The organism is Gemmatimonadota bacterium (assembly GCA_041390125.1).
Classification (GTDB): Bacteria; Gemmatimonadota; Gemmatimonadetes; order Longimicrobiales; family Gaopeijiaceae; genus JAGQIF01.
This window is the reverse complement of record JAWKQN010000013.1, coordinates 1-12,911: the sequence shown is the minus strand read 5'-3', so window position 1 is coordinate 12,911 and position 12,911 is coordinate 1. Positions and strand designations below refer to the sequence as shown.

Below are 12,911 nucleotides of genomic sequence, written 5' to 3'. Positions count from 1 at the left end.
CCGGGGCGGCGACTGTGATTCAACCAGCGCCGGGAGATAGCGGTGGTCGCGATCCACGCCCGTCCCGTGAGCAGCCGCTAGCGTAATCGGGTGCGTCCCGGGCCGATCTGGGCCGAACGTGGCAGGGCACGTTCGTGCTTCGCCTGCAACGGACGTGGGTCCGTACCTGGTCGTTACCGGTTGGTTGCAGCCTCGCAGCCGAAGGCGTCTGGAACGTCTACCAGCCCCGCGTCATGCTTCGCCCCCTTCTCCTCACCTCTCCCGGGGGCTTGCCACCATGCGCATGCGACTCGTCGCACTGGTCCTCTTCGCGGTGGTCGTGGCCTGTGGCGATGACTTGAGCGGCCCGCCGGTTCCCACCGCGCTGGAGGCGGTAGGGGACACCGTGCTCGTCGGTGCGGTTGCGCGCCCGATCGGCGACAGCATCCGCGTGCGGCTCGTGGATCAGCGCGGTCAACCGTTCGCGTTCGCCCGCATCTTCTTCGATGTGCAGCAGGGCGGAGGGAGCGTGAGCCCCGAGTCCGTGCTGACCGACAGCACGGGGATCGCGGCCGCGCTGTGGACGCTAGGTCCGGGGCTGGGCACCGGACACCGGCTTCGCGCCAGCGCGGGGATCTTCGAGCGCGAGTTCCGCGCGACGGCGCGCCACGAGCTCACTGGTGCCTTCACGGGTCCCTACACGACACCCACCGTCGTCAACGTCTCGGCCCGGATCGACGTGATCTCCCAGGTCGATTCCGTCCTTACGGGAACGTTCAGCACCGGTCAGGGGCGTCGCGCCACCCTCACCGGCACCGTACGGGGCGCCGAGCTCGAGGCCACGCTGGGGTTCACCGACCCCTGCGGCGGGATCGGCACGTTGACGGCGGACATCCAGGACGTGGGACGAACGCTGCTCGGTACGATCGCGGTCGACGATTGCGCAGGTCCCTACACGGGCGAATTCCGCCTCGTCCGTCGGTGATCAGATGTTTCCATCGACTCGCCGGCGATAGGCCGCAGCGCGTTACCGGATCGTGCCGCATCCGCGTCTGGCGTCGTTGGAAGCGATCCCATAGACTCCCGGTCCGCGTCCGGGATCGCCGGGAAAGCGAATACGAACACAGCCTCGCGGGACCGGTGTCGTCAGCGGTGACGCGAGGCCCCCCCAGGACGCGGCGAGGGGGTGGGTTGCAGAGTACGCAACCCACCCCCTCGTGCTTTCCGGCGACGACCTGCCGAAGTACCGCGCGCTACTCCTGCCCGCCCAGCGCGAAGCTCAGCCCAGCGGCGGCGCGGATCTCGTTCTCGAAGTCCTCGCCGAACAGGAAGATGTCGTAGCCCAGCTCTCCATAGGGCCGGAAACGGCGCTCCCCGTTCGACGAGAGGATGCCGCCCACGCCCAGGCGGACGCCGTAGGCGTTGCCGCTGAAGCCGCCGAACTGCTGGAACGCGGCTGCGCCACCACCGAGCCCGGCGAACTCCTCGTCGGGGATCTCGTAGTCGTCCACATCGTAGCTGAAGCGGCTCCAGATGGCGGAGGCGGACCCGAAGACGTCCACCGGCCCATCGAGGTCGCGGCCATAGCGGACCCCGGCGTGCGCACCATAGGCATTGCCCGCTTCCGGGAAGTAGACCGTGGCGCCACCCGCGAGGCTGAGCGGCTCGCCCGTGAGCTCACAGATCGCGTTCCCGCCGAGGCCGAGGTCGGAGCCGCCGTCGTAGCTGACCAGCGCGGCCTCGGGGCCGAGCTCCCACTGGGCGTTGCCGGCGGCCTGGGGGATGGGGAGCAGCCCCTGACGCCCGCCGTCGATGGCGACCGGGACAGGACGGTAGGCCGTGCCGCCCAGCCCGAAGCATGCCTTGCACACGTTGCAGGCGGCCAACTGCGACCAGGCGATCAGGATCGGTGCGAAGAGCAGGAGCTTGCGCATGGGGTTCTCAGGTCGGGGGTTGCCGGCGTCGGCCCCGGGGCAGACGCGTCTCCGATCCGAGTGGCGGGAAACCGGCGGCGCGCGGGTCAGGCGGTGCCGGGTGGGGCGCGGACCGGGCTCAGATGCTGAGACGCGAGCCCCCGGCTTTGGGGCCTCCCCGGTTGGGGAACCCGGCCGACCCCCCGGCTCGATCCGCCCCGGGACGACGGCCCCTCCCGATCGTCCCTACCGGTCCCAGACGATCCGCGCCACGGCTCCCGGCCCGATCCCGCGCTCGGCGAACCAGCCCTTGTCCATCTCCAGCGCGGCCAGGGCCGGCTCGCGGGCGGTGTGCAGGTTCTCGGTCTCCGGCTCCATCGTCTGGATCTCGGTGATCCGGAAGCTCGGGTCCAGGAAGGCCACATCGAGCGGGATGAGCGTGTTGCGCATCCAGAAGCTCAGCACCTCGGGCTCGTCGTAGACGAAGATCATCCCGTGGTTCGGGTCGAGCGCCGTACGGCCCATGAGGCCCTGCTCGCGCTCGTCCGCTGTGCGGGCCACCTCCGCGAACGCGGTATCCGTGCCGAAGATCACCCACGCCATCCCGGCCTGGGGTCGAGGGCCCGACGGTCCCGCCGGGGCCGCCCCCGTGTCGGGCGCCGATCCGCCGTTGGCACCCGCCTCCCCGTTCGCTGCGGAGCATCCCAGGGCGACGAGCGCGGCGAGCACGAGGGATCGTCTGATCATCGTGGCATCCAGGTTCGCGGGGGTCCGGCGCGGCGCGCCCCGGTCGGGCGGCCGTGGCCCCTCACTACTGGAAAGCCGCAGACGGGGTTCCACCGGGCGGACGGGGCGGGTCGCGCGGTAGCGGTCGCGGGTCAGCGCACCTGGAACGCGACTCCGCCTCCGTAGACCCACTGTCCGCCTTCGTTCAGGACACGGCGGAACTCCGCGTACGGGGTGAAGGAGCGCCGGGGCACGCGCAGGCCGAAGAAGAGATGGCCCAACCACCCGGTGCGATCCACCGCGGCCCGATCTCCGTCCAGCTCGAGCGCCAGCGCGCTGTAGAAAAAGCCGCCGCCGGCGCCCGCATACGGCTGCAGCATCCGCCGATCACCCAGCACCATCAGTCCCAGATCCAGCTCACGATAGCTCGCGTCCACCTGGACGCCCGGGTCGGCCGCTCCGTCCGTGTCCTGCAGGAACTCCAGCGCCTCCGCGTACAGCCAGGTCGCCGATGTGAGGCCCCAGGTCACACGCGCGCCCAGGCCCACGTTCCGCCGGCTGGAGTGGACGATCTCGGGGGCCACGTGCAGTTGGGCAGTGAGGGCTGGGGCGACCACCGCGGCCAGGCCGACCGCGATGAAGGCACCGGTGAGCGCGTGGCGTCTCATGCGCCGCTCCCCAACCGTTGCTGCAGGAGGAAGTCGAGCATGATCCGGCTCGCATCGATATCGCGCGATTTGGCTCCGAGCTCGGCACCGAGGTTGAGGGGAGAGCCGGGCCACGTATGGCCGCCTCCGACGATGTGGTGGAAGACCACCTGGCCGTCCGCAGGGCAACCCGGCCAGCTCCACCGCTCCACGGTGGTGGCGTCATCCACGAGGTCCGGGAGCGTGGTCACGTCGTGCGCGAGACCGCAGTCGTTCAGGTCGGCCCAGAACTGAGCGCTCTGCTCACCCCCCAGGGCCGCGATGGTCGAAGCACCGATCTCGCCCCACGGGAACGACGGATCGCGGTCTCCCTGGAAGGCGATGACAGGGATGTGCCGACTCGGAGCACAGCCCTGCACGACCGGCAGGATGATGGTGGCCCCGACCACACCGATGCCCGCGATGCGGTCCGCGAACTGGCAGGCGAGGCGTTGGGTGAACAGCCCGCCGTTCGAGAAGCCCGCGGCATACACGCGCGAACGATCGATGTCGACGTCCGCGTCGATACGGTCGATCACCGCGGCGACGTATCCCAGCTCCCCGGTGGGCTCCGCGCCGGGCGGTGCGCCCACGCTCACCCAGCCGTCCCCGTCCGCCTGCATGTAGGCGACCACGGTGCCCGTGCGCTCCGCGTGCGCGTTGAACCACGTGAGCAGCACCATGTTCTCGGCTTCCATGGGCACGCCGTGGAAGACCAGGAGCAGGGGGGCCGGCTGTCCCGGTGTGAGGCCCTGCGGCACGTACGCGATGAACTCGCGCGTGCGGCCGCCCACATCCACGGTCTGGTCGGATTGACCCCCGCCGTAGTCGAGCCCCACCGCATCCCCGCAGCCCCCCACGGTGGCCATCGAGACCAGGAGCGCGAGGAAGCCCGCGACGAGACGGGCGTGGATGTGCGAGACCGTCATGGGATGCGAGACACCGTTCAAGGCCCGGCCGTGCGGAGGAGCGAGCGGAACGGCGATTCTCTACGACGAGGAGCGCAGCGGGTTACGAGAGGCCGGATCGGGGAGCGCGCTCCTCCGACCGCCCCCAGCCCGTGGCGAGCGCGAGGAGCAACACACCGAGCAGGGCCCACGAGTGCACGTTGTGCAGGCCCGCGGCCAGAGGGCCGACCCGGAGGGACGGATCGCCGCCCGCGGTCAGGGAGGAGGCCAGGATGGTGGGGATGAAGAAGGGCAGGAGGAACGGATACGTGCAGACGGTCACGTCCAGCAGGTTGGCCCGCCGGGTGGCGGGAAGCCCGAGCGCGCTGCCCGTCTCGCGCGCGAGACGGCCCGTCGCGAGGATCGCCACCACCGAATGGGTGGTCAGCAGCACCGCGCCCGAGACGGCGGCGAAGATCGCCCATTCCGCACGCGCCGGCGTGGTGGCCCGCCGGCGGGTCCAGGAGACCAGGTCCTCCAGCAGCCCGCTGCGCTCCACGCCGCCGATCAGGCCCATGAGCAACACCGTGAAGATGACGATGCCCACCGCGCGCTCCATGCCGGCGAGCACGAGCCCGCGCGCGACGAACGCGTCCGCGTCGATGTACATGAGGTCGGAGGGCGCGATGCGCCCGCCGACGAGTCCGAGCGCGGCCGTGAGGAAGGCGCCGGCGAGCAGTCCCTCCAGCAGCGTGCGCCGCGCCAGGAGCAGCGCGAGCACCAGCAACGGACCCAGGCCTACCAGCAGGCCGCTCCAGGGGAAGGGCTCTCCCGCGGGCGGAGCAGCCGCCGTCACGCTCGCGGCCGCGCCGTTCCCCAGCGCGAGGTAGAGCCCGCCCGCCACCGCCGCGGCCGGCAACGCGTACCGCAGCCGCGAGCGCACCACCGCCCCCATCTCCGCGTCCTGCGTGGTGGCCGACGCGATGGTCGTGTCGGAGATGGGCGAGACGTTGTCGCCGAACGTGGCGCCGCCCAGCAGCGCGCCGATCAACATCGCCGGATCGGCGCCCAGGCCCACACCGGCCGGGTGCAGCACGGGGACGCAGACCAGCAGCGTGCCGAGGCTGGTGCCGGTGGCGGTGGAGACGAGCGCCGCCACCAGGAAGGACGCCAGCGCGAAGCCTCCGCCCTCCAGGCCCGTGGTGCGCGCCAGGGCCACCAGCGCGTCCACGAAGCCGCCGGCGGAGACCAGCGAGCCCAGCACGCCGGCGAGCAGCCAGGCCATCACCATCACCATGACCAGCGGCCGGCTCATGCCGTCCAGCACGGCCTGACCGTAGGCCGCGCGATCCCGCGCCAGGGCCGTGCCCACCCCCAGGGCGAGCAGCAGGATGGGCCAGAAGCCGCGCTCGTCCGGGGCGCCCGACAGGCCGAGCCAGCCCACGCCCGCCAGGAACACGGCGAGCGGAAGCAGGGCGCCCGCGCGTCCGAAGCGGAAGGAGACGGGGGCGTCGGGCTGCATTTGCTCCGGGGCGTCAGGGGACGGATCCTGCAGCGGCTCGCCGGGGGATCACGTCCCGGGCTCGGGGGTCGTGACGGACCGCCGCGGGGCGAGCGCGCCCGAACGTAGATGGCCCCCTCGGGCCCGGAAAGGAGAGCGCAGTGAGGCGCGAGCAAGGTGAGTTCGAGCTGTGGGATCTGCGCGTGGAGGTCGTGGGCCGACCCGAGGGCATGGTCTGCAACCACCGCCCGGGGGACTGGTTCGAGCTCTCCGGTGAGAATCTGCGGTTTCCGCCGGGTCAGACCTTCCCGCTGTACCCGCTCGCCGCGCTGCTGCCGCTGCTGCCGGCCAAGCAGCGTGACACCGATCCCGCGGACTGGATGACCACCGACACCGAGGTGGCCTGTCCCGACCCGCACTGCGGCGCGCGCTTCCGGATCGTGCGCACCGGGCGGCGCACTTTCCGCCATGGAGACGTCACCCGGGTGCCGCTGGGGCCCGCGTGAGCAGCGAGCCAGGGATGGACCAGAGCCCACGCGTGCCGGCCTCGGAGGCCTTCCGCACGGTCCCCCTGATCGTCGGGGCCTGGCAGTACTCGGAGGGCCACCACCGCAACGGGCCGGGTCGGGCGGACGCGCTCGAGGAGCTGCTGGAGGTGATCGCGTACGGCGCGACCACCTTCGACTGCGCCGACATCTACACCGGCGTCGAAGCGTTGCTGGGGGAGACGCTCCGGCAGGCGCGGGCCCGCATGGGCGACGAGGTGGCCGACGCGCTGCGGGTGCACACGAAGCTCGTGCCGGATCGCTCTTCGCTCGCGACCGTGGATCGCCGCTACGTGGAGCGCGTGGTGGACCGCTCGCTCGCGCGTCTCGGCGTGGAGCGCCTCGACCTGGTGCAGTTCTCGTGGTGGGACTACGGCGTCGAGCGCTGGGTGGAGGTGGCCGGGTGGCTGGACGAGCAGCGGCGCGCCGGCAAGGTCGCCGCCGTCGGCGCCACCAACTTCGACACGCCCGCCCTTCGGGCGCTGGTGGACGCGGGCATCCCGATCGCCGCGCACCAGGTGCAGTACTCGCTGCTCGATCGGCGGCCTGCGGGCGCGATGGCCCCCTGGGCCCGGGCGGCGGGCGTGCCCCTGCTCTGCTACGGCGCGCTCGCGGGTGGCTTCCTGACCGACGTCTGGCGTGGCCGATCCGACCCCGCGCCCGGTGGGCTGACGGACGCGCTCGGGCTGCCCAATCGCTCGCTCACCAAGTACCGCCTCGTCCTCGAGGACTTCGGTGGCTGGGGCGCCTACCAGGCGCTCCTGGAGGCGCTCGCTGGCGTCGCGTCCGACCTGGGTGCCACCACGGCCCAGGTGGCGCTGCGCTGGGTGCTGGACCGTCCCGCCGTGGGCGCGGTGATCGTGGGGATGAGCCGACCGGCGCGCGTGCGGGAGTGTCTGGCCGCCCTGCGCCTGCAGGTCGACGCCGCGCGCTGGGAGCCGGTGGAACGGATCCTGGAGGGCGCACAGGGCCCCGCGGGCGACTGCTTCGGATTGGAGCGCGATCCGGAAAGCCCGCACGCGCGCATCATGCGCTACGATCTGAACCGGGTGGAGACGGCGGACGGCGCCGGGGGGTGAAGCGCGCGCCGTGCTCGCGCGCGAAGGACGGCGGGCGCGGGCGATCGAAGAGGAGCGCGAACGCCCGCGCCGGGCCCTACGGCAGCAGCAGCGTCCCCTCCGCCACGGTGACGGCCCGGCCCACCAGGTGGACGCGGTCGCCGACCACGCGTGTCTCCACGTCCCCGCCGCGCGCGGAGATCTGTCGCGCCTGGAGCGTGGCCCGGCCCAGCCGGTCGGACCACCACGGCGCCAACATGCAGTGCGCCGAGCCCGTCACCGGGTCCTCGTCGATCCCGGCCCACGGCGCGAAGAACCGCGACACGAAGTCCACGTCGTTCCCGGCGGCCGTCACCGACACGCCGATGCGCCCGTCGAGATCCACCCGGCCGAGCGTGCCGTAGTCCGGCGTGAGGGCGCGCACGGTGTCCGCGCGGTCCACCACGACCATCCAGTACTGACCGGCAGGTCCGCGCGCGGCCTCGAGCGCACTTCCGATCCCGAGCGCCTCCAGCAGGCCGGGAGGCACCGGGGCGTCCTCCACCGGCACGGCGGGGAAGTCCATGCGCAGGCGGCCGTCCGGCTCCTGCTCCACGACCAGCTCGCCGCTGCGCGTGCTGAAGCGGAGCGGTCCACGCGTGCCGCGCTCGAACAGCAGGTGCGCCGTGGCCAGCGTGGCGTGACCGCACAGGTCCACCTCCAGCCCCGGCGTGAACCAGCGCAGACGCCGCAGCCCCTCCGCGTCTGGCGGCTCCACGAACGCCGTCTCCGACAGGTTCATCTCGATGGCGACGTTCTGCATGAGCTGCGCATCCAGCGCGTGCTCCAGCAGGCACACGGCGGCGGGATTGCCGGCGAAGGGCGTGTCCGTGAACGCGTCCGCCTGGGCGAACGGGAGCGGGGTGGGGCTCAACGCCAGGTCTCCATCAAACGGTCGAGCGCCGCGCTGCCCGGGCACAGCTCCTCGTAGGGCACCTCGGTGAGCGGGCGCGCGACGGTGCGGTTCTGATCGTGGTAATCCTCGCCGCTGGGATCCACGAACAGAAGCCCGGTCACCACCTCGCCCGCCGACGTGAGCTCGGTGTAGTGGGACAGCGCCCGGGCCCGATCGGTGGGGTTGTAGCCCGAATCCACCCGGCGGAACCGCACCACCGAGCCGTCGTGCATGGCCACCTCGGTGACGCCCTTCTCCAGCGTGGTCTCGATGCTGGTGCGCAACGGCACGAAGTCCACCGGGGCCAGGTCGTGCAGGTGGTCGCGGGTGTGCCGGTAGGACTTGGTGGAGCCGGTGTGGTCGTTGAAGGTCACACACGGCGAGATGATGTCGATGAACGCGAAGCCCTTGTGGGAGAGCCCGGCCTTGAGCAGCGGCACCAGTTGGGCCTTGTCGCCCGAGAAGCTGCGGGCCACGTAGGTGGCGCCGAGCTGGATGGCCAGCACCACCGGATCGATCGGAGGCTGTGCGTTGGGCTCGCCGCGCTTGGACTTCGAGCCCAGGTCGGCGGAGGCGGAGAACTGCCCCTTGGTGAGGCCGTAGACGCCGTTGTTCTCCAGCACGTACAGCATGTCGATGCCGCGGCGGATGGCGTGGCAGAACTGGCCCAGGCCGATGGACAACGAGTCCCCGTCCCCCGAGATGCCGATGTAGACCAGGTCGCGGTTGGCGGCGATGGCGCCCGTGGACACGGACGGCATGCGGCCGTGCACGCTGTTGAAGCCGTGCGCCTCCTTGAGGAAATAGGCGGGCGTCTTGGCCGAGCAGCCGATGCCGGACAGCTTGGCCACGCGGTGGGGCGGGACGCTCAGCTCGAAGAAGGCCTGCACGATCGCGGCGGTGATGGAGTCATGGCCGCACCCGGCGCACAGCGTGGACAGCGAGCCCTCGTAGTCGCGACGGGTGAGCCCGAGCTCGTTGCGCTCGAGCGCGGGGTGATGGACCCGGGGCTTGGCGATGTAGGTCATGGCGTGTCTCCGAATGGCCGCGTCAGGCGACGCCGCGCGCCGGGCTCGAGTCCGCTTCCGTCCTGGCTCCCGCGCTGCCGCGGTGCCGGTGCACCCCGTCCAGCACGTGCTGGCTGCTCATGGGCAGGCCGCCGTAGTAGAGGACGGAGACCAGCTTCTCGCGCGGGACCTGCGTCTCCAGCAGGAGCAGGGAGCGGAGCTGCCCGTCCCGGTTCTGCTCGACGATGTAGTTGACGTCGTGCTCCATCAGGAACGCCTCCACCGACGCCGGGAAGGGGAAGCCCCGTACGCGCAGGAAGTCGGTGGCGATGCCCTCGGCACGGAGCACGTCCAGCGCTTCACGACAGGCGCCGTCGCAGCCACCCACCGTGACCAGACCCACGCGGGCGCCGTCCTGCCGGTCGAGCACCGGAGCGGGCAGCGCGTCCGCCGCCTTCTCGACCTTTCGTCGCAGCCGGTCCACCACCTCGGTGTAGGCGTCGGCGTCTTCGGTGTAGCGGCCGTACTTGTCGTGACCGGAGCCGCGCGTGAAGTAGGCGCCCTTGGTCGGGTGCGTCCCCGGCAGGGTGCGGTAGGGCACGCCGTCCCCGTCCACGTCCAGGTAGCGATAGAAGGTCTGCGCGGCGTCCAGCTCCTCGGCGTTCAGCACCTTGCCGCGGTCCGGACGGTAGGCGTCGTCCCAGCGGAAGCGCTCGACCATCCAGTCGTTCATGCCGATGTCCAGGTCCTGCACCACGAACACCGGCGTCTGGAAGCGCTCGGCCAGGTCGAACGCGGCCACCGCCATCTCGAAGCTCTCGCCCGGATGGGCCGGGAAGAGCACGAGATGCTTGGTGTCCCCGTGGGAGGCGTACGCGCAGAGCATCAGGTCTCCCTGCTGCGTGCGGGTGGGCATGCCGGTGGACGGCCCGGTGCGCTGCACGTCGAAGAAGACGGCGGGCACCTCGGCGTAGTAGGCGAGCCCGATGAACTCGCCCATGAGCGAGATGCCGGGCCCGCTGGTGGGCGTGAACGCCCGCGCGCCGGCCCACCCGGCCCCGATGACGATCCCGGCCGCGGAGAGCTCGTCCTCGGCCTGGACGATCGCGTAGCGGCGCTCCCCCGTCTCGGGGTCCGTCCGGTAGTCCTTGCAGAAGCGGGCGAACCCGTCCATGAGCGACGTGGAGGGCGTGATGGGATACCAGGCGCCCACGGTCGCACCCGCGTAGACGCACCCGAGCGCCGCGGCGGTGTTGCCGTCGATGATGACGTGGTTGCCCGTCCGGTCGAGCCGTTGCAGACGGATGGGCAAGGGGCAGTCGAAGTGCTCCTTCGCGTAGTCGTAGCCCATGCGCACGGCCTGGAAGTTGGAGTCCAGGAGCGCCTTCTTGCGCGCGAACGTCTCCTCCAGCAGGCCCTGGATGACCGTCATGTCCATGTCGAACAGGGCGGCCAGCACGCCGGTGTAGACGATGTTCTTCATCAGGATGCGCTCCCGCGCCCCGTCGAAGGCTTCGACACACATGCGGCCGATGGGTACGCCCAGGAAGGTCACGTCCTCGCGCTTCAGCGCCTCGTCCATGGGCCAGGACGAGTCGTGCAGGATCCATCCACCCGAGCGCACCTCGGCCACGTCCCGCTGGTACGTGGCCGGGTTCATGGCCACGAGCAGATCGAACACCGGCGTGCGGGCCGTGCGGCCTTCGCCGTTGACCCGGATCTCGTACCAGGTGGGCAGGCCCTGGATGTTGGACGGGAAGACGTTCTTGCCGGAGATCGGGATGCCCATGCGGAAGATGGTCTGCATGAGCAATCCGTTGGCGCTCGCGGAGCCCGTGCCGTTGACCGTGCCGATCTTGAACGCGAAGTCGTTGATGCGGAGCCCGGAGGAGGGGCCCGAAGCCGGGAAGGTCATGACGCGATCGCCGCCGTTTGGCTGCTGGACGCAGCGTGCGGGTGGAAGAGCTCGAACTTCATCATGTCCCAGGCGGCCGTGGGGCAGCGCTCGGCGCACAGCCCGCAGTGGAGACAGACGTCTTCGTCCTTGACCATCACGCGCGCCGTGTGGGGCAGACCCTCCGACACGTAGAGCGCCTGGTCGGGGTGGACCGTGGGCGCGGAGAGGCGGGTGCGAAGATCGTCCTCCTCCCCGTTCCACGTGATGGTGAGGCAATTCGTGGGACAGATGTCGATGCAGGCGTCGCACTCAATGCAGAGCGGCGCCGCGAAGTGCGTCTGGATGTCGCAGTTGAGGCAGCGCTCGACCTCGCGCGCGGTCTGCTCCGGGGTGAAGCCCAGCTCCACCTCCAACTCCATCGCGCGGAAGCGCGCCTCGAGCTCCGCGTGCGTCATCTTGGCCCGCGCGGCGGGGTCGTAGTCGTTGGAGTATGCCCACTCGTGCATGCCCATCTTGGTGCTGTAGAGGTTCATGCCCTGCGGCGGGCGCTCCTCCACGGGCAACTCCTGGCACCACCGGTGGATGGAGATCGCGGCCTGATGCCCATGCTCCACCGCCCAGATGATGTTCTCCGGCCCCCACGCGGCGTCGCCGCCGAAGAACACGCCCGGCCGCGTGCACATGAAGGTGCGGCGGTCCACGACCGGCATCTCCCATTCATCGAAGTCGATGCCGATGTCGCGCTCGATCCAGGGGAAGGCGGCGTCCTGGCCGATGGCCAGGATGACGTCGTCGGCCGGGATGAAGACGGTGTCCAGCACGTTCATGCGGGTGCGGCCGTCCTCGCCCTTCACCCACTCGACCACCTCGAACTCCATCCCCGTCAGCCGTCCGTCCTCCACCACGAACCGCTTGGGCGAGTGGTTCTCGATGATCTCGACCTGCTCCTCCTCGGCGTCCTCCAGCTCCCAGGGCGAGGCCTTGAAGTGCCCCCGGCCGCGGCGGGCCATGACCTTCACGTCCGTGCCGCCCAGGCGCTTGGCGGAGCGGCAGCAATCCATGGCGGTGTTGCCCACGCCGATCACCAGCACGCGGGAGCCGATCTTCTCCACGTGCCCGAAGTGGACGTTGGCCAGCCATTCGATGCCGATGTGGATGTTGTCCCCGCCTTCCTGGCGGCCGGGCAGCTCCAGCTCCTTGCCCTTGGGGGCGCCCGATCCGACGAAGACGGCGTCGTAGCCCTGCTCCAGCAGGGCCGCCATGCTGTCGATGGGGGTGGAGTAGCGGACGTCCACGCCCATGTCGAGGATCAGGTCGATCTCGCCGTCCAGCACGGCCGCCGGGAGGCGGAATGCCGGGATGTTGATGCGCATGAGCCCGCCCGGCCGGTCCAGCTTCTCGAAGATGGTGCACGCGTAGCCGAGCGGCATGAGGTCGTTGCAGACCGTGAGCGACGCCGGCCCGGCCCCCACCAGCGCGATGCGCTTGCCGTTCTTCACGGCGGGGATGGGCGGCCGGCGGTCCACGAGCGGGTCGCGGTGGTCGGCGGCCACCCGCTTCAGACGACAGATGGCCACCGGCTTCCCGTCCACCCGGGTGCGCCGGCAGGCGGGCTCGCAGGGCCGGTCGCAGGTCCGGCCGAGGATGCCCGGGAAGACGTTGGAGGAGCGGTTCAGCCAGTAGGCGTCGGTGAAGCGCCCCTGCGCGATGAGCCGGATGTACTCCGGCACGTTGGTGTGGGCCGGGCAGGCCCACTGGCAGTCCACGACCTTGTGGTA

Annotated in this window: 12 protein-coding genes; 3 read left to right on the top strand and 9 right to left on the bottom strand. The window is 71.0% G+C overall.

Translation table 11 applies throughout. The features are described from left to right. Positions 1-283 precede the first annotated feature (283 nt). Positions 284-964, top strand: a complete 681-nt coding sequence (locus R3E98_14840; protein ID MEZ4424684.1) for a hypothetical protein — start codon at positions 284-286, stop codon at positions 962-964. A 268-nt stretch (positions 965-1,232) separates the two neighbouring features. Here R3E98_14840 and R3E98_14835 read toward each other — a convergent pair whose 3' ends face one another. The 5 genes from R3E98_14835 to R3E98_14815 all read right to left on the bottom strand — a co-directional run bounded on the left by R3E98_14835 (position 1,233) and on the right by R3E98_14815 (position 5,713). Next, positions 1,233-1,913, bottom strand: a complete 681-nt coding sequence (locus tag R3E98_14835; protein MEZ4424683.1) for a hypothetical protein — start codon at positions 1,911-1,913, stop codon at positions 1,233-1,235. Between the two features lie 225 nt (positions 1,914-2,138). After that, positions 2,139-2,639 carry a DUF192 domain-containing protein gene (locus tag R3E98_14830; GenBank protein MEZ4424682.1) on the bottom strand — a complete coding sequence of 167 codons (501 nt, stop codon included), beginning with the start codon at positions 2,637-2,639 and terminating at the stop codon, positions 2,139-2,141. A gap of 131 nt (positions 2,640-2,770) precedes the next feature. Beyond that, the gene (locus R3E98_14825; GenBank protein ID MEZ4424681.1) at positions 2,771-3,286 is read right to left on the bottom strand and encodes a hypothetical protein; all 516 of its coding nucleotides are present in this window, start codon (positions 3,284-3,286) and stop codon (positions 2,771-2,773) included. Then, complete coding sequence (locus R3E98_14820) at positions 3,283-4,233, bottom strand: PHB depolymerase family esterase (protein ID MEZ4424680.1); 951 nt, start codon at positions 4,231-4,233, stop codon at positions 3,283-3,285. Before R3E98_14820 ends, R3E98_14825 begins: the two co-directional genes overlap by 4 nt. A gap of 82 nt (positions 4,234-4,315) precedes the next feature. Next, positions 4,316-5,713: a Na+/H+ antiporter NhaC family protein gene (locus R3E98_14815; GenBank protein ID MEZ4424679.1), complete on the bottom strand. Its 1,398-nt coding sequence runs from the start codon at positions 5,711-5,713 to the stop codon at positions 4,316-4,318. A 140-nt stretch (positions 5,714-5,853) separates the two neighbouring features. On the opposite strand from R3E98_14815, the gene R3E98_14810 reads away from it, so the two are divergent. Both R3E98_14810 and R3E98_14805 read left to right on the top strand, forming a co-directional pair. Continuing rightward, positions 5,854-6,198 carry a TIGR04076 family protein gene (locus tag R3E98_14810; protein ID MEZ4424678.1) on the top strand — a complete coding sequence of 115 codons (345 nt, stop codon included), beginning with the start codon at positions 5,854-5,856 and terminating at the stop codon, positions 6,196-6,198. A 14-nt stretch (positions 6,199-6,212) separates the two neighbouring features. Further along, on the top strand, positions 6,213-7,316 hold the full coding sequence (locus tag R3E98_14805) for an aldo/keto reductase (GenBank protein ID MEZ4424677.1): 1,104 nt from the start codon (positions 6,213-6,215) through the stop codon (positions 7,314-7,316). A gap of 76 nt (positions 7,317-7,392) precedes the next feature. Here R3E98_14805 and R3E98_14800 read toward each other — a convergent pair whose 3' ends face one another. The 4 genes from R3E98_14800 to R3E98_14785 form a co-directional block, all read right to left on the bottom strand. Further along, positions 7,393-8,208, bottom strand: a complete 816-nt coding sequence (locus R3E98_14800) for a PhzF family phenazine biosynthesis protein (protein MEZ4424676.1) — start codon at positions 8,206-8,208, stop codon at positions 7,393-7,395. Next, positions 8,205-9,257: a 2-oxoacid:ferredoxin oxidoreductase subunit beta gene (locus R3E98_14795; GenBank protein ID MEZ4424675.1), complete on the bottom strand. Its 1,053-nt coding sequence runs from the start codon at positions 9,255-9,257 to the stop codon at positions 8,205-8,207. The genes R3E98_14800 and R3E98_14795 overlap by 4 nt, the downstream gene beginning before the upstream one ends. Positions 9,258-9,279: 22 nt before the next feature. Further along, a complete protein-coding gene (locus R3E98_14790; GenBank protein MEZ4424674.1) occupies positions 9,280-11,151 on the bottom strand; it encodes a 2-oxoacid:acceptor oxidoreductase subunit alpha in 1,872 nt (623 codons plus the stop codon). Beyond that, positions 11,148-12,911 (bottom strand): FAD-dependent oxidoreductase (locus R3E98_14785; GenBank protein ID MEZ4424673.1); only part of this gene is annotated, 1,764 nt, incomplete at its 5' end. The genes R3E98_14785 and R3E98_14790, both read right to left, overlap by 4 nt.